Source organism: Agreia sp. Leaf283, from assembly GCF_001422485.1.
GTDB lineage: Bacteria > Actinomycetota > Actinomycetes > Actinomycetales > Microbacteriaceae > Agreia.
This window is the reverse complement of record NZ_LMNF01000002.1, coordinates 639,551-655,446: the sequence shown is the minus strand read 5'-3', so window position 1 is coordinate 655,446 and position 15,896 is coordinate 639,551. Positions and strand designations below refer to the sequence as shown.

General features: G+C 67.6%; 15 protein-coding genes. 12 read left to right on the top strand and 3 right to left on the bottom strand.

The genetic code is table 11. The features are described 5' to 3' along the window. Window positions 1-5: 5 nt before the first annotated feature. On the bottom strand, window positions 6-2,138 hold the full coding sequence (locus ASF51_RS11965; protein WP_055929730.1) for an alpha-galactosidase: 2,133 nt from the start codon (window positions 2,136-2,138) through the stop codon (window positions 6-8). Between the two features lie 107 nt (window positions 2,139-2,245). On the opposite strand from ASF51_RS11965, the gene ASF51_RS11960 reads away from it, so the two are divergent. From ASF51_RS11960 to ASF51_RS11950, 3 genes are read left to right on the top strand one after another with little or no spacing between them, the layout of a single operon-like run. Further along, window positions 2,246-3,400, top strand: a complete 1,155-nt coding sequence (locus tag ASF51_RS11960) for an ROK family protein (RefSeq protein WP_055929727.1) — start codon at window positions 2,246-2,248, stop codon at window positions 3,398-3,400. Window positions 3,401-3,409: 9 nt separating this feature from the next. Further along, window positions 3,410-4,252, top strand: a complete 843-nt coding sequence (locus tag ASF51_RS11955) for a carbon-nitrogen hydrolase family protein (RefSeq protein WP_055929724.1) — start codon at window positions 3,410-3,412, stop codon at window positions 4,250-4,252. 12 nt (window positions 4,253-4,264) lie between these two features. After that, window positions 4,265-4,840, top strand: coding sequence for a YdeI family protein (locus ASF51_RS11950; RefSeq protein WP_235497223.1), 576 nt, complete (start codon window positions 4,265-4,267; stop codon window positions 4,838-4,840). A gap of 2 nt (window positions 4,841-4,842) precedes the next feature. Here the strand turns inward: ASF51_RS11950 and ASF51_RS11945 are convergent, their stop codons facing one another. Continuing rightward, the gene (locus tag ASF51_RS11945) at window positions 4,843-6,048 is read right to left on the bottom strand and encodes an aminotransferase class I/II-fold pyridoxal phosphate-dependent enzyme (RefSeq protein ID WP_055930831.1); all 1,206 of its coding nucleotides are present in this window, start codon (window positions 6,046-6,048) and stop codon (window positions 4,843-4,845) included. A 977-nt stretch (window positions 6,049-7,025) separates the two neighbouring features. Here ASF51_RS11945 and ASF51_RS11940 point away from each other — a divergent pair. From ASF51_RS11940 to ASF51_RS11915, 6 genes are all read left to right on the top strand, one after another. After that, a complete protein-coding gene (locus ASF51_RS11940; protein WP_157412116.1) occupies window positions 7,026-7,505 on the top strand; it encodes a PKD domain-containing protein in 480 nt (159 codons plus the stop codon). 139 nt (window positions 7,506-7,644) lie between these two features. Then, window positions 7,645-9,459: a S1C family serine protease gene (locus tag ASF51_RS11935; RefSeq protein ID WP_055929718.1), complete on the top strand. Its 1,815-nt coding sequence runs from the start codon at window positions 7,645-7,647 to the stop codon at window positions 9,457-9,459. Between the two features lie 179 nt (window positions 9,460-9,638). Beyond that, on the top strand, window positions 9,639-10,706 hold the full coding sequence (locus ASF51_RS11930) for a glycosyltransferase family 2 protein (RefSeq protein ID WP_055930828.1): 1,068 nt from the start codon (window positions 9,639-9,641) through the stop codon (window positions 10,704-10,706). A 2-nt stretch (window positions 10,707-10,708) separates the two neighbouring features. After that, complete coding sequence (locus ASF51_RS11925) at window positions 10,709-11,518, top strand: CDP-alcohol phosphatidyltransferase family protein (RefSeq protein WP_055929715.1); 810 nt, start codon at window positions 10,709-10,711, stop codon at window positions 11,516-11,518. A gap of 29 nt (window positions 11,519-11,547) precedes the next feature. After that, window positions 11,548-12,393 (top strand): glycosyltransferase family 2 protein, encoded by an 846-nt coding sequence (locus ASF51_RS11920; protein ID WP_235497222.1) that lies wholly within the window; start codon window positions 11,548-11,550, stop codon window positions 12,391-12,393. Window positions 12,394-12,493: 100 nt separating this feature from the next. Further along, window positions 12,494-13,768, top strand: coding sequence for a hypothetical protein (locus ASF51_RS11915; RefSeq protein ID WP_055929712.1), 1,275 nt, complete (start codon window positions 12,494-12,496; stop codon window positions 13,766-13,768). 31 nt (window positions 13,769-13,799) lie between these two features. On the opposite strand, the gene ASF51_RS11910 is transcribed toward ASF51_RS11915, so the two are convergent. Beyond that, window positions 13,800-13,988, bottom strand: coding sequence for a hypothetical protein (locus ASF51_RS11910; RefSeq protein ID WP_055929710.1), 189 nt, complete (start codon window positions 13,986-13,988; stop codon window positions 13,800-13,802). Between the two features lie 96 nt (window positions 13,989-14,084). Between ASF51_RS11910 and ASF51_RS11905 the strand changes: the two genes are divergently transcribed. The 3 genes from ASF51_RS11905 to ASF51_RS11900 all read left to right on the top strand — a co-directional run bounded on the left by ASF51_RS11905 (window position 14,085) and on the right by ASF51_RS11900 (window position 15,889). Further along, a complete protein-coding gene (locus ASF51_RS11905) occupies window positions 14,085-14,390 on the top strand; it encodes a GNAT family N-acetyltransferase (RefSeq protein ID WP_055929708.1) in 306 nt (101 codons plus the stop codon). Window positions 14,391-14,495: 105 nt separating this feature from the next. Then, the gene (locus ASF51_RS19640) at window positions 14,496-14,624 is read left to right on the top strand and encodes a hypothetical protein (RefSeq protein WP_255354430.1); all 129 of its coding nucleotides are present in this window, start codon (window positions 14,496-14,498) and stop codon (window positions 14,622-14,624) included. Between the two features lie 98 nt (window positions 14,625-14,722). Further along, window positions 14,723-15,889, top strand: coding sequence for an RtcB family protein (locus ASF51_RS11900; protein ID WP_055929706.1), 1,167 nt, complete (start codon window positions 14,723-14,725; stop codon window positions 15,887-15,889). The last annotated feature ends 7 nt before the right edge of the window (window positions 15,890-15,896 follow it).

Here is a 15,896-nt window from a genome sequence, read left to right as displayed (position 1 = left end):
CGGGGTCAGATCGCGATGAGTTCGATCAGCCGAAGCTGTTCGGGAAAGAGAACGGGCGCCTGGATGCCCGTGGTGCGGAGCGCCTGGCCGGTCAGGGCGACGGGATGCTCGGCCCACGCGAGCGCGGACTGTCCCGCTCCGCCGAGGGGAGTCGTCGGCGACGCGAGCGAGACCCGGTAGACGCGAGAGTCGTCGAGGCCGGGGAACGCGAGGGGTCCCGGCGGGTAGCTCGTGCTGGAGGTGACCTGCGTGTAGGTGAAGACGGCGTGGGCGCGGTCGGTGGACACCACGCCGCGCAGGTCTGCGGATGCGTCGGGCAGGTCGGCGTGCACGGCACGACCGGTGTGCACCAGGTCGCGTAGGCGCTTGTGGGCGGTGACCCATTCACCGAGTTCTGCGAACTCGGCGTCGTCGAGCTCGGAGATGTCCCACTCGATGCCGAAGTGCGCGGGTAGGGCGACGCCCGCGCGCAGCGCCAAGTCGTGCCGGCGGCCTGTCGAGTGCGAGTGGGGACCGCTGACGTGCGCTCCCATGAGCTCGTAGGGCACGACGATGTTCGTGTACTTCTGGATGGTCAGGCGTTCGAGCGGGTCGATGCAGTCGCTCGTCCAGATGCGGTCGGTGTGCTCCAGGATGCCCAGGTCGACGCGGGCGCCGCCCGACGCGCAGCTCTCGATCTCGAGACCCGGGTGGCGAGCCTTGAGCTCGTCGAGCAGTCGGTAGAGCGCGAGAACGCCGGCGTGCACCGCCGCCCTGCCCGTGACCGTGCTGCCGGCGTCGAGCAGATCGCGATTGTGATCCCACTTGAGATAGGCGATGTCGTACTCGGCGAGCAGGGAGTCGAGACGTTCGAGCAGGTAGTCGAAGACCGCGGGGTTCGACAGGTCGAGAACCTGCTGCTGTCGGCCCTCGACGGGCAGGCTGCCGCCCGTCTGGAGCATCCAGTCGGGGTGCGAGCGAGCGAGGTCGGAGTCGGGATTCACCATCTCGGGCTCGACCCAGAGGCCGAATTGCATGCCCAGCCCGGTGACGTGGTCGACGATCGGTCCAAGGCCCTCCGGCCAGACCGAGTCGTCGACGAACCAGTCGCCGAGGCCGGCCGTGTCGTCGCGTCTGCCGCGGAACCAGCCGTCGTCGAGAACGAAGCGTTCGGCGCCGACCCGCGCACCGGCATCCGCAAGCCGTGTCAGCCGGTCGAGATCGTGGTCGAAGTAGACGGCCTCCCACGTGTTGAGGGTCACGGGCCTGGATGCGACGGGATGGTTCGGCCGGGCACGGAGCGATTCGTGGAACCGTGCCGACAACGCGGTGAGACCGTCGCCCCACGAGCCGATTGCATCCGGGGTGGTGTAGCTCTCGCCCGATGCGAGGATCACCTCGCCGTTCGCGAGCAGCTCGCCGGCCTGCAGGAGGGCGTGCGCCGCCACGGTGCGCTCCGCGACGAGGCGCTGGTTGCCGCTCCACGCGAGGTGGACGCCGTGCACCAGTCCGCGCTCGAAACCGAAGCCGGGAGTGCCCGCAGCGATGAAGAGGGTGGAGTCGGCGCCGGGGCGGCCGCGGCGGCTGTCGCGAACGTGCCGCCCTGTCGTGAACTCGTGGCGCTGGGGCGAGCGCTCGCGCAGGTGGCGACCCGTGGTGTCGAGGAGCTGCCTTGCCGTGTGCGGCACGGGGAAGGTGGCGACGAGCTGCTCAAGCGCGTAGTCGTCGGCGCCCAGGTTCGTGATCGTGTGGCGCTGGCGCAGCAGGCCGGCCTCATCGACGGAGAGTGTCGCGGTGAGGCGCAGCTGTGCGAGGTCGTCGTCGGCGATGAAGGTCACCGAGGTCGCGCTCAGGTCGTGCACGTCGGCAGCCGCGAAGCGTGGGGAGAAGTCGCGGCCCCGGCGCGAACCGATGAGGCCGGGTTCGTTCTGCCAGCCGGCGGATTCGAGCGGCACGATGGTGAGGCGCGCCGGCGTATCGAGCGCCCCGGATACGCGCTGCGGCCGTGCGGCGACGGCCAGGTCGGCGAGTCGCGATTCTGAGAGGGCCCCGAGGTCGTCGCCCCAGTGGATGATCGCGGGGAATCCCGGCGTGGCGAGGTCGATGACCACGCTCGTGCCCCCGGCTCGGAGGTGGATGACGTCGCTGCGGCTCTGCATGGATAATTTCTACCGCGAAACTAATTCCGCTGTCAACTGCGAATTCGTGGGGACTCCGGCCGTGTTCTTCTCGCGCAACCGGCTGATTTCGTTGATAATCGAAACAAATGAACGAGACGATCCGAGAATTCGAGACCAGGGACCCCGCTCGCGAACTCGCGCGCGAAGTGCTGATCCACGGTCCGATCGCGCGCGGCGAGCTCGGGCGCAGGCTCGGGTTGTCGCCCGCGAGCCTTACCCGCCTCAGCCGTCCGTTCCTCGATCACGGCATTCTCGTCGAGGCGCAGGAGCGCCAGGACGGCGCCGTCGGCAGGCCCGTGAAGCCGCTCGACGTGAGGGTCGACGCGCAGCGGATGCTCGGGGTCAAGATCACGGGGGAGCACGTCTTCGGCGTCGTCACCGACCTGCGCGCGACCGTCGGGGCGTCGGCGACCACACGACTGGCCGGACACGGCGTCGACGACGTGCTCGACGGCATCCAGAACCTGATCGACGACCTCGACGCCCACGATGTCGCCGCGATCGGTGCCAGTATCGGCGGCAAGGTGACCGGATCGTCGCTCGTCGTGCGCGCACCGTTCCTCGACTGGCACGACGTCGCCCTCGGCACCGCGATCGAGGAGCGCTTCGGTCGGCCTGCAACCGTCGAGAACGACGTGGTGGCGCTCACGACGGCCGAGCAGTGGTTCGGGCACGCCCGCGGAATCGACAACTTCTCGGTGATCACCATCGGAGCGGGAGTCGGATACGGGCTCGTCGTGCACGGACGCCAGGTGATCACCTCGGATACGGGCCTCGGGCTCGGAGGGCATTTTCCCCTCGACAACACCGGCCCGCTCTGCGTCGACGGGCATCGGGGCTGCTCGTCGGCCATGCTCTCGATCGGAAGCATGTGCTCGTCGGCCGGCGTCGGCCTCGGACGATCCGTGGAATACGACGAGCTGCTCGCGCTCGCGGCTGAGGGCAACGCCGTCGCCCGTCAAGTGGTCGACACCTCGGCCCGGGCCCTGGGAAGGCTGATCGCCGCCAGTGCGAACCTCGCCATGGTCGACATCGTGGTGCTCTCGGGGGAGGGCATCGGGCTGCTCGAGGTCGCAGACGGCGTCGTGCGCTCCGCCGTCGAAGCGGATCGCGACCCCGACGCGCTTCCCGTGCAGATCAGGCGCACCGACGCGGACTTCACGGCGTGGGCCCGCGGTGCCGCCGCGGTCGCGATCCAGTCGGGCTTCGGCCTCATTCCGAGCGCGGCGCCGCTTCGCTAGGGTGAGGGGATGACCCTCATCTCCGGCCCGGTGCACGAGATCGACCAGGCAGCCGGTCTCGGTGTCGCGATCGCCCAATTCGCCCCCGGCGCAGACAAGGGTGCGAATCTGGCCGCCATCACGCGACTGGCCGAGCGCGCGGCGTCGCGCGGCGCATCCATCGTCGTGTTCCCCGAGTACTCGTCGTACTTCTCCGATCCGTTCGGCGACGGCTTCCTCGAGAACGCCGAGCCGCTCGATGGCCCGTTCGTCACGGCGCTGGGCTCCCTGGCCGCCCGCCTGCGCATCCACGTGGTCGCGGGCATGATCGAGACGACAGAGGCCGGCGAGCGGTTCTCGAACGCCGTCGTCGCCGTTTCGCCGACGGGCGAGCTCGTGGCCTCGTATCGCAAGCTCCACCTCTATGACGCGTTCGGGTCGCGTGAGAGCGACTTCGTCGAACCGGGCGTCATCGAGGCTCCGGAGACCTTCGCCGTCGGGTCGTTCACCGTGGGTCTGCAGACCTGTTACGACATCCGCTTTCCCGAGGTCTCGAGGCGTCTGGTCGACGCCGGAGCAGACCTCGTGCTCGTGCCCGCCGAGTGGGTCAGGGGAGTGCTGAAGGAACACCACTGGCGCACACTCGTCACCGCCAGGGCCCTCGAGAACACGATCTATGTCGCCGCGGCCGATCACACGCCGCCGATCGGGGTCGGGGCCAGCCTCGTCGTCGATCCGATGGGAGTGACCATCGCCTCCCTCGCCGAGAACGAGGACGTCGCCGTCGCGTGGATCGACCGGGGTCGCGTCGACGAGGTGCGGCGCGTGAATCCTGCGCTGGCTCTCCGTCGCTTCGGAACGCGAGAGCTGTAGGAGGCGATCGAGGTGGCTGCGGAACGGGAGAGCCTGCGGTTCTCGTCGCGCGAGGCGTTCCGCGACTGGATGCTCGAGAACCAGGATCTCGAGGTCGGCATCTGGCTGATCGTGGCAAAGAAGGGCGCCCCCTTCACGACGGTCACCTATGCCGAGGCGCTCGACGTGGCTCTCGAGTTTGGATGGATCGACGGGCAGTCGCGTTCCCGCGACGAGCACACGTCGTTCCGCGGTTTCACGCCGCGCAGGGCTGCCAGCCCGTGGTCGATGCGCAACCGCCTGGCTGCAGAAGCGATGATCGCCGACGGCCGGATGTCGCCCCGAGGCCTGACCGAGATCGAGCGGGCACGGGCGGATGGCCGGTGGGACCGGGCCTACGCGGCCTCGACCGATGCGCAGCCGCATCCGGATCTTCTCAGCGCCCTCGAGCAGAATCCGGCCGCGAAGGCCTTCTACGCGACCCTCAATGCGCAGAACCGGTTCGCGGTGTACTACCGCATCCACGCGCTGAAGACGGAACAGGGCCGTGCCCGCGCCATCGAGCGCATGGTGGAGAAGCTCGCGCGCGAAGAGAAGCCCGCGGGCTGACGTCAGCGGCTCTCGCGGCCCGCGCGGGCGAGCTGGGCGGCGGCCCGCTCGAGCACGTCGACCTTCTTGCAGTAGGCGAATCGCACGAGCGACGAGTACTCGCCCGCGAGCTGTTCGCCGCAGAAGGCGCTGATGGGGATGCCCACCACTCCGGCGAGCTCGGGCAGGTCTCGGCACAGTGCTGCCGCATCCGTGTAGCCGAGCGGCGCGGCGTCGGCCACCACGAAGTAGCCGGCCTGAGGGGTGAACACCTCGAAGCCCGCCTTGGCGAGACCGGTCGAGAGGAGGTCGCGCTTGCCCTGAAGCGTGCGCGCGATGCCCTCGAAGAAGTCATCGCCCAGCCCGAGCCCCAGCGCGATCGCGGGCTGGAACGGGGCGCCGTTCACGAAGGTCAGGAACTGCTTGACCGCGAGGATCGCCGTGACCAGCTCGTGCGGCGCGGTCAGCCATCCGATCTTCCAGCCGGTGGTGTTGAACGTCTTGCCGCCCGATGAGATCGTGACCGTGCGCTCCCGTGCGCCGGCCAGCGTCGCGACCGGGATGTGCGGAACGCCGAACGTGAGGTGCTCGTAGACCTCGTCGGTGACGATGATCGCGTCGTGCTCGTGGGCGAGCTCGACGATCAGCTCGAGGGTCTCGCGCGGCAGCACCGTTCCGGTGGGGTTGTTCGGGTTGTTGATCAGGATGACGCGGGTGCGGTCGGTCACGGCGGCGCGCAGGTCGTCGTGGTCGGGCAGGAACGCTGGCAGTCGCAGGGGAACGGTGCGGTGGATGCCTCGGGCGAGGGCGATCACGGCGCCGTACGCATCGTAGAAGGGCTCGAGGGTGACGACCTCGTCGCCGTCGTCGACGAGCGCGAGGAGCGTAGCGGCGAGAGCCTCTGTCGCGCCGGCCGTGACGAGGACCTCGCGTTCGGCGTCGACCTCGAGCGCGTAGAACCGCTTCTGGTGCGCGGCGATCGCTTCGCGCAGCACCGGCATGCCGAGCCCCGGCGGGTACTGGTTCAGTCCGTCGCTGATCGCGCGGCGCGCAGCTTCGAGGATCTCGGCCGGGCCGTCCTCATCGGGAAAACCCTGCCCGAGGTTGATCGCGCCCGTCGACGTGGCGAGGGCGCTCATCTCGGCGAAGATCGTCGACCGAATCGAGCCGTCGGGCGACAGCAGGCCCGCTCCGCGCGCTGTGCGCTGCCAGGAACCAGAGATAGTCACGAAGATCAAACCTACCGCCAGCCACCATGTGGATAACTTTCCGCGTCATGCGCCGACATCCTCTACGGTGTTCCCATGTTCCGTCAGAAACACACTGTGCGCAACGCATCAGTGATTGGGTTGATGCTTACGCTTCTCACCGGATGCGGAACGGAGATCACTGACTCCACAGCACCGTCGACCGCGCCGACACCGGAAAACTCAGACCCTCGAAGTCTCACGTTGGAGCAAGCCACGACGTCCTACGAGAACTTCCAGCGAGCTAGGGATCTCGTGCTCGCCGATGGCGGCCAATGGACTGAGCGAATGGATTCGAGTGCGACGGGACATGCATTGGAGGAATTCATGGTCGACGCGCAAGACTTTGAGAGCCGAGGTTGGCGACTTGTGGGTAGCACGGCGTTTGACTCGATAGCTGTTCAGCGGTCTTCGGCAACTGAAATCTCCTATTACGTCTGTGACGACATCTCGGGCACGGATCTGATTGACAAGAGCGGTAATTCCCTCGTAAAGCCCGATCGCGCAACGAGATCACCTTGGTCAGTTAGCTCATCTTTATCGGCGGATGGGACATTGAAGGTTTCGGTCAGAGAATTCTGGGTAGGTGACGACTTTTGCGACTGACGTACCTAGTGGTGATTGGAATCATTCTTTCGACTGTCGCTGTATCCGTATCGACCTCCTCAGCCAGTGCCGCGGCTTGTTCAGCGGCGGAGCAATTTAGCGGAGCGTGTGGGGCGGTTTCCGGGGGTGGGGTCGATGTGGGGCTCGGTAGCACCGAGGGCGGGGGAAGCGACTCCGGCGGGGGATCGGGCGATGGAGGTGGCGACGGTTCCGCGGAGGGCGGCTCCGGGGTCTCAGGGGGCTCCGACGGCGGCGCTGTGGAGGAGCCCTGTGCCTCCACGAACGTCGTTCTGTGCTCGGAGATGAGACGTGTCACCCCGGATGAGCAGACCCCGAGGACGACAACGCCGGTCGTGACCACTCGGGAGATCGCCCATCTGGTTCCCGGGACCGCCGGGCAGGGGATGGAGCCGAACGGCTGGATGGTCGTGGGGCTCCCGACGAACTTCTATGCCGACGCGGCTCCGAGCGTCGTGTCGACGACGCTGCTCGGGAGCCCGGCCGAGGTTCGATTCACCCCGGTCTCGTTCACGTGGGACCACGGAGACGGCACGTCGACGACGAGCGTGACGGGCGGAGCCTCGTGGGCCTCGCTCGGCGTTGCCGAGTTCTCCGAGACGGCGACCAGCCACGTCTACGAGCGGCCAGGCGACTACACGATCACGCTCACGATCCTGTACGCGGCCGAGTACCGCATCGGCGGTGGTGAGTGGCGAGCCCTGGCAGGCACGGTGCCCTCGACGGCACCGCCGATCACCGCGTCGGCCAAGGCGGCGAAGACCGTGCTCGTCGCCGACGACTGCGGTCGACGTCGCATATCTCCCGGGTGCTGACGGCGCGGAATACGGTTCCAGCGTCGGCGGTTGCCAACTCCAAGCTTCGCCCGAGCGATACGGCAGTTCGTTTCCAGCCCACGCATAGACAACGTCCAGCTTCGATGGCGATGCTTACTGAGCTTGGAAGGAGCACCCATTGTCTGAGAACACCGACAACCCGATCAACCCGGCGGCAGCCGAGGGCATTGACCGCGACGACACCACGAACACCGGTTCGAGCCCCGCCGCCAGCCAGAACGCCCCCGCCTTCCCCCACTACGCACCCGGCGTCTCCGCAGAGACCCCGCCCACGACATCCGCCCCCGAGGCCACCAACGAACCTCGCACCCCGCAGGTTCCCGAGCGGCAGCAGACCACCCCGCAGGCAGAGCAGCCGACCGCACCTCAGCCGACCGCCGTCCAGCCGACGGCACCGCAGCCGGCCGCACCTCAGCCCATCGTCGCCCAGCCGTCCGCCGCGCCTCAGCCGACCGCGACGCAGCCGACCGCACCTCAGCCGTACAACCCGGCTTACTCGCAGGCCCCGGCACCGCACCAGCCGGCCGCCCCGACTCAGCCGCAGCCCCACCAGACGCAGCCGACGCTTGCCTACGCCCCGGCCCCGGCCCCGGCCCAGGGCAACTACGGCAACGGCGCCTTCGGACAGCCGCCGCAGCAGCCCCCCGTCGCCGGCGGCGACACCGCGGGTTCGCGCGCCCCGAAGCGGCGCGGAGGCCCCGTGCTCATCGCCGCACTGGCCATCGCCGCTCTCGTGGGCGGTGGATCCGGCGCAGGAATCAGCGCGTGGGTGATCAGCCAGAACCAGCAGTCCAGCAGCACCACGGCCACCGGTCCGCAGACCATCACGGTCAACAATGCCGACGACGCCTCGCTTGCAACCGCCGTGGCCGCCAAGGCGTCTCCGTCGGTCGTGACGATCTCGGTCAACGACGGGTCGTCGGGCGGCACCGGTTCGGGTGTCATCCTGTCCGACGACGGCTACATCCTCACCAACACCCACGTCGTCACCCTCGATGGCGCGACCGCCACCCCCACCATCCAGGTCACGACCAACGACGGACGGCTCTTCACCGGCACGCTCGTCGGCACCGATCCTGTTGCCGACCTCGCGGTCATCAAGCTCGACAAGGCCAGCGACCTCACCCCGATCACCTGGGGCGACTCGACCAAGCTGAACGTCGGCGACTCCGTGGTGGCCATCGGTGCCCCGCTCGGCCTGTCCGGCACGGTCACCACCGGAATCGTCAGCGCCCTCAACCGCGCGATCACCGTCGCCTCCTCGGCCGCCCCGAAGGGCGACAACACCGACGAGACGACCCCCGACGGCAACGGTGATTCCGGAGACGGCTCGCAGGACAACCCGTACGACTTCTGGAACTTCGACATCCCGGGCCAGGACGGCTCGCAGTCGCAGGGCCAGGCTCAGGCCACGTCGAGCATCTCCCTGGCGGTCATCCAGACCGATGCCGCGATCAATCCCGGCAACTCCGGCGGCGCGCTGCTGAACGACAAGGGCGAGCTCATCGGAATCAACGTGGCCATCGCGAGCGCCGGTTCCACGAGCGCCGACAGCCAGTCCGGCTCGATCGGCGTGGGCTTCTCCATTCCCGCCTCGCTCGCGCAGCGCATCGCGGAGGAGATCATCAAGGATGGATCAGGAAGCCACGGGCTTCTCGGAGCCTCCGTCGGCGACGCCAGCGCGGACCAGGCGCTTGCGAGCGTCACCGCCGGGGCCCTCGTGAAAGAGGTCTCGTCGGGCGGAGCGGCGGAGAAGGCCGGTATCAAGGCCGGTGACGTCATCACCGCGTTCAACGGCATCGCCGTGGCCAGCGCCACCGATCTCACGGCGCAGGTGCGCAGCCTCGCCGCCGGATCCGATGCCAAGCTCACCGTCTACCGCGACGGCAAGACCCAGGACATCGACGTGACTCTGGGAGAGCTGACCCAGTAGCGCGTCGAGCGACACACGATCCCCGGACGGCCTCGGCCGCCCGGGGATCGTTGCGTGCTCCACGTGGCGAACGATCGATGCCTCGAGACGCCCCTGCGATAGGCTCTATCGGCCAGCGTCGGCGCAGCAGTATCGAATCCCGCGTGCGACACGGCACCCGAACACAACGAGTGGATGCCATGACCCCGAACACCCCCGCGAGCTCCCTGCCCGGCGTCTCCTACGTCATGCCGGTGCTCAACGAGGTGACCCATGTCGAGGCCGCTATCGACAGCCTGCTCGCGCAGGACTACCGCGGGCCCTTCGATGTGATCGTCGCCCTCGGACCGAGCATCGACGGCACCACAGAACTGGTGGAGCGGCTCTCCCGGGTCGACCCGCGCATCCAGGTCATCGACAACCCCACCGGCTCGACGCCGAGCGGGCTGAACGTGGCGATCAACGCCTCTCAGAACCCGATCGTGGTGCGGGTCGACGCCCACTCCGTTCTCCCCACCGACTACACGCGCATCGCGGTCGAGACGATGGCGAGAACGAACGCGGCGAACGTCGGCGGAATCATGCAGGCCGAGGGCACGACGCCGTTCGAGAACGCGGTCGCCACGGCGTACGGCTCCGCGATCGGTCTCGGCGGAGGTCAGCACCACCTCGGAGGCGCCGAGGGCCCGGCAGAGACCGTGTACCTCGGGGTGTTCCGCCGCGAATGGATCCAGCGCGTGGGCCTGTTCAACGAGGAGATCCGCCGCGGCCAGGACTGGGAACTGAACCGGCGCCTGCGCGAGGCCGGGGGAGTCGTCTGGTTCACTCCGAAGCTCACCGTCATCTACCGTCCGCGTCCGACGCCCGAGAAGCTCGCCCGGCAGTTCTTCTCCACCGGGCTCTGGCGCGGCGACCTCGCACGGCGCTTCTTCAGCTCGAACGCGCTCAAGTACTTCGTGCCGCCCGTCGCCGTGCTCTCGGTCGTGCTCGGCCTGCTGCTCGGATGCTTCGGCTACTTCGGGCTCGTCGGCAATGCCCAGGGGGCGGCGCTGGTGATCTCATGGATCTTCACCGCCCTGTTCGTCTTTCCGATCCTCTACCTGCTCCTCGTGATCGTGGCCTCGATCGGCGTGACCGCGCGCCGCGGTTTTCGCACGGGTGCCTGGTTTCTCGTAGTCTTGCCGTGCATTCACTTCAGTTGGGGAACGGGCTTCATCCTGGGGTTCCTGAAGCTCACGAGCAACATCACCGCGCACACCGGAAGGTAACCGTGTCACCCACGTCTTCGCGAGGACGACCGTCCTCGATCGCCGAGCTGCGTGCGGTCGCCCAGCCCCCCGAGGTCCGGGGACGCCGCAACGCCGAGCACTGGACCGCGTCGCTCTATCTGCGCAACATCTCTCCCTACCTCACCTGGCTCCTTCTCAAGACGTCGATCTCCGCCAACGGCGTCACCGGCCTGATGATCCTCGTCGGCTGGTCGACCGCGGCCGCGCTGCTGATTCCCGGCATCGGCGGTGCCTCACTCGCCCTTGTGCTCGGCCAGCTGCAGATGCTCGTCGACTGCTGCGACGGCGAGGTCGCGCGGTGGCGGGGAACGTCGTCGCCCGCCGGGGTCTTCCTCGACAAGGTCGGTCACTACACGACCGAGTCCCTGATCCCTATCGCCCTCGGCATCCGCGCAGCCGGCTTCCCCTTCGACGCTCCGGCCGACTATCTCTGGACGACCCTCGGGTTCGCCCTGGCCCTCGTGATCGTGCTGAACAAGGCCCTGAACGACATGGTGCATGTGGCGCGCGCGAATGCCGGGCTCAGCAAGCTCGCCGACAAGCAGGGCGAGTCCGAGCCCTCGCAGCGCCTCGTGGCCCGTCTGCGCAGGCTCGCCCGATTCGTGCCGTTCCACCGGCTGTACCACTCCGTCGAGCTGACGATGCTCGCGTTCGCCTTCGCCGTTCTCGGGCTCTTCATCGGCGGGCCGCTCGCCGACCGCATCCTGCTCAGCGCGCTTCTGCCCCTCGCCGTGCTGGCGCTCATCGGACATTTCGTCGCGATCATGGCGTCGAAGCGGGTGCGCTCATAGCCGACGACGCTCGCGCCACGGTCGGAGTCGTGGTGCTCACCCAGGGCACACGGCCCGACGATCTGCGCCGCGGGCTCGAGTCGATCCTGGCCCAGACGGGCGTGACCCTCGATGTGGTGTGCGTGGGAAACGGATGGGTGCCCACCGGCTTGCCCGAGGGGGTTGCGGCGTTCGCGCTGCCCGAGAACGTCGGCATCCCGGCGGGCCGGAACGCCGGCGTCGGCCAGGTCGCCGGCGAGTTCATCTTCTTCCTCGACGACGACGCGAGCATCCCGTCGCCCACCTTCCTGATCGACGCGATCGAGCTGATCCGCAGCGATCCGCGCATCGGACTGGTGCAGCCCCGGGTCGTCGACCCGACGGGCGTCACGAACCCTCGACGCTGGACCCCGCGCATCCGCAAGGGCGACCCGAGGGTGTCGTCGCCCGTCTTCTCCGTCTGGGAGGGGGCCGTGTTGCTGCCCCGTGCGGTGTTCGACGCCACCGGGGGATGGGCGGCCCCGTTCTTCTACGCCCACGAGGGCATCGAGCTCGCCTGGCGTGTCTGGAACGAGGGACTCGTGACCTGGTACGCGGGCGACCTGGTGGCGAACCACCCCGCGATCGAGCCCACCAGGCACTCCTACTATTTCCGGCTCAACGCGCGCAACCGCGTGTGGCTCGCCAAACGCAATCTGCCTGCGGTTCTCGTGCCGATCTATGTGGGCTCGTGGACCGGCATCCAGATTCTGCGCTGGGCGCGGCGGCCCGCCCAGCTGCGCGCCTGGTTCGGCGGCTGGATGGCCGGGTGGCGGGAGGACTCCGGCGAACGTCGGCCCATGCGGTGGCGCACGGTGCTCCGGATGACCATGGCCGGCCGGCCGCCGATCGTCTAGTCGCCGTCGCGCCGGCCGAGCCTCGGCGTCTTGATCACGATTGGCTACCGGAACGGCCCCCCGGTCGGGGGCCTTAGCAGACGCTGAGTACCCTTGAATCGTGGGAATTCTTCGTGACGCCAGACTCGGTCTCAAGGTCGGACTCGACCTCCTGAAGTCGCGACGCACGCGGGGCGAACTGGCCCATAAGCTCGCGGGTCGGCTTCCTTTCGCACCGGGGACCTTCGAGATCGCCGTGTACTTCGCCGACGGCGACGTGAACCTCTACCAGCTGCGCCAGTGGTACGAACCACTCGCCGAGCTCGCGAAGACGTGGCCTGTCGTCATTCTCAGTCGCAGCCCGTCGGCCATGAACGCGCTGCTCGACGAGTCGCCCGTTCCCGTGGCGTACGTGCGCAAGGTCATCGACCTCGAGAAGATGATCGAGGAGCAGCCGCTCAAGATCGTCTTCTATGTGAATCAGAACGCTCGCAACTTCCAGATGATGCGCTACGGGCGCCGCTGGCACGTTTTCATCAACCACGGTGAGAGCGACAAGATGTACATGACCACGAACCAGTTCAAGGCCTACGACTACAGCCTCGTCGCGGGCGAGGCGGCCGTCACTCGGCTGAACCGTGTTCTGTGGGACTACGACTTCGACAAGCGGGCCATCCGCATCGGACGGCCGCAGGCCGACCACTACTCGGGTCCGGTGCCGTACACGCCAGATGAACGACGCGTGGTGCTGTACGCGCCGACGTGGGAGGGCGACAGGCCGTCGGCTGCCTACGGCTCGATCGCGACCCACGGGGTCACCTTGGTCTCGCAGTTGCTCGCGACGGGACAGCACAGGGTGATCTACCGGCCGCATCCGCGGAGTGGCGTCGTCGACCCGGGCTACGCCGCGGCGAACCAGCAGATCATCAAGATGATCGCCCAGGCCAATGCCGCAGATCCGAGAGCGCAGCACGTCTTCGACGATGGACCCCAACTCGGCTGGCAGCTCGCGGCCGCCGACATGGCGATCGTCGACATCTCGGCAATGGTCTACGACCGTCTCGCCAGTGGAAAGCCGCTCTTCGTCACCAGGCCGGCGAACGCGTTGGCCGAGATCGATTCGAGCGGGTACCTGTTCGAAGCCGAGTGGCTCGACGCCGACGAGTCCGCCGACATCGTGGCCCGGATCGACGCCTTGGAGCACGACCCCGAGGCGGAGGCGCGTCTCGCCTTCTGGGTCGAGCGCTATTTCGGAGACACGACGCCCGGTGCCACGACCCGCAGGTTCCACGAGGCTGTCGACGGGCTCATGAGCCAGTGGCAGCGCAATGCCGACCTTCACGCCGACGACGGTCCTGTCGAAGAGCACGCGCCGGTCACGGACGAGTCGCTGTAGCGGCGGTTCTGCTCAGGTCAGCGGCGCGGATTCAGCGTTCGACTCGGGCGAGGCGCATGCGCACGAGCACGACGGCGACACCGATGACGACGAGCACGACGGCCGCGGCGATGAGCATGGGAACAAACGCCACGCCTGTGTCGGCCAACGTCGTGCTGACGGGAGTGATCTCCGTTGTCAATCGTGTGAACAGTGCTCTCACCTCGCCTTCTGCCTTCATGTAACGAATCGATAACTTCGTCACAGCTTAGCAGTCGACTCTCAGCGATTCACCATAGAGGTGTGCGAGTCGCGGATACGGCGCAGAATAGAGACCATGATCGAGATCGCGGATACCGGCCATCGCTACGAGTTGAGTATCGACGGCGAGGTCGTCGGTCGGTGCTTCTATCGCGACGCAGGGCCGCGAAGAGTCTTTCTCCACACCGAGGTCGACGCCAAGCACGCCGGCCAGGGGCTGGCCACGAAACTGATCCAATACGCCCTCGGCGACTGCCGCACGCAGGGGATGCGCATCGTCTCGCGCTGCCCGATGGTCTCTGCGTACCTCGCGAAGCACGACGATTTCGATGACATCATCGACACGCCCGCCGGAGTCGACGGGCCGACGCCCGGGCAGTGACGTCGGTTGACGCAGCCGAACAGCCTCGGTTAGTGTGTGCAGTCTGCGTCGACCGGCGCGGGCCCCGAGCGCGATGCGCGCCGAAGAGTCGAGAGGACGAGTGTCATGACGATCAACGTCAATTCAATGAAGTCGAACGCACGCTACCTGTCTTCGGCGACCCTCGAGCAGCGTCCGGCAGATCGACTCCAGTCGGAACAGCGCATCACCCTCGTTATGGCACACGTGCTGTAGACGCTTCTCGTCTTCAGCCCCGTGCCTCCTGAGGCGCGGGGCTATTTTTATGCCCTGCGGCACGGGTATCAGCAGCACACCACACAGAGAAAAGGATCATGGAAACGCTTTCCAACCGGCTCATCTCGTGGGCGAGCATCCTCGATGAGAAGACCATCGAGCAGGCACGCACCGCGTCGACGATGCCGTTCATCTACCCGCACCTGGCCCTGATGCCCGACGCCCACCTGGGCCTCGGCGCAACGGTCGGTTCGGTCATTCCCACGCTCGGCGCCATCATTCCGGCGGCCGTCGGCGTCGACATCGGCTGCGGCATGATCGCCGTGAAGACCCAGTTCACTCGGCCCCAGCTGACCGGGGCTCTCCGCGAGCTCCGGGAGCAGATCGAGCGGGCCATCCCCCTGTCAGCGGGTCGCTACAACCGCACCGTCGTCGCCACCGCCGAACCGCGTGTGGCAGAGCTCGAGGAGCTGGCCGAAGCTGCGGGTTTCGATCCCGCTTCGTACGCCGGGAACTGGCGGCTGCAGCTCGGAACGCTCGGGTCAGGCAACCACTTCATCGAGGTCTCGCTCGACGAGCACGACGATGTGTGGCTCTTTCTGCACTCGGGCAGCCGCGGCGTCGGAAACAAGATCGCGCAGAAGCACATCAGGCTCGCCCAGCAGATCGCCAAGAAATACTGGATCGACCTGCCGCACGGTGATCTCGCCTACCTCGTGGAGGGAACCCCGGAGTTCGACCGCTACATCGCCGAGCTGCGGTGGGCCCAGCACTTCGCCCTGCTCAACAGGGAGGAAATGATGGACAGGGTCATGCGCCAGATGTCGGAGTGGACCGGGACGCCGGTGATCGAAGAGGAGCGGATCAACTGCCACCACAACTTCACCGAGAGCGAGGTGCATTTCGGCAAGCGGGTGTGGCTGTCGCGAAAGGGTGCCATCAAGGCCGATTCCGGCCGCCCCGGCATCATCCCCGGATCGATGGGCACGGCGTCGTACATCGTGGAGGGCCTCGGCAACCCCGTCGCCCTCAACTCGTCGCCGCACGGCGCGGGCCGGGAGTACTCCCGGTCGGCGGCGCGCAAGACGTTCACCCACGAGCAGCTTCGCGAGGCGATGGTCGGCATCGAGTTCCGTGACACCGACGCGTTCATCGACGAGATCCCGCAGGCCTACAAGCCGATCGACAGGGTGATGCTCGACGCGGCCGAACTGGTGTCGGTGAAGCACACGCTTCGCCAGATCGTGAACGTCAAGGGCGACTGACCGGGTG

Bases quoted from the DNA above. Each gene is read 5' to 3' on its own strand.
- ASF51_RS11930 (WP_055930828.1), top strand. From the start codon at position 9,639: ATGACCCCGAACACCCCCGCGAGCTCCCTGCCCGGCGTCTCCTACGTC.
- ASF51_RS11900 (WP_055929706.1), top strand. From the start codon at position 14,723: ATGGAAACGCTTTCCAACCGGCTCATCTCGTGGGCGAGCATCCTCGAT.
- ASF51_RS11955 (WP_055929724.1), top strand. From the start codon at position 3,410: ATGACCCTCATCTCCGGCCCGGTGCACGAGATCGACCAGGCAGCCGGT.
- ASF51_RS11905 (WP_055929708.1), top strand. From the start codon at position 14,085: ATGATCGAGATCGCGGATACCGGCCATCGCTACGAGTTGAGTATCGAC.
- ASF51_RS11965 (WP_055929730.1), bottom strand. From the start codon at position 2,138: ATGCAGAGCCGCAGCGACGTCATCCACCTCCGAGCCGGGGGCACGAGC.
- ASF51_RS19640 (WP_255354430.1), top strand. From the start codon at position 14,496: ATGACGATCAACGTCAATTCAATGAAGTCGAACGCACGCTACCTGTCT.
- ASF51_RS11960 (WP_055929727.1), top strand. From the start codon at position 2,246: ATGAACGAGACGATCCGAGAATTCGAGACCAGGGACCCCGCTCGCGAA.
- ASF51_RS11910 (WP_055929710.1), bottom strand. From the start codon at position 13,988: ATGAAGGCAGAAGGCGAGGTGAGAGCACTGTTCACACGATTGACAACG.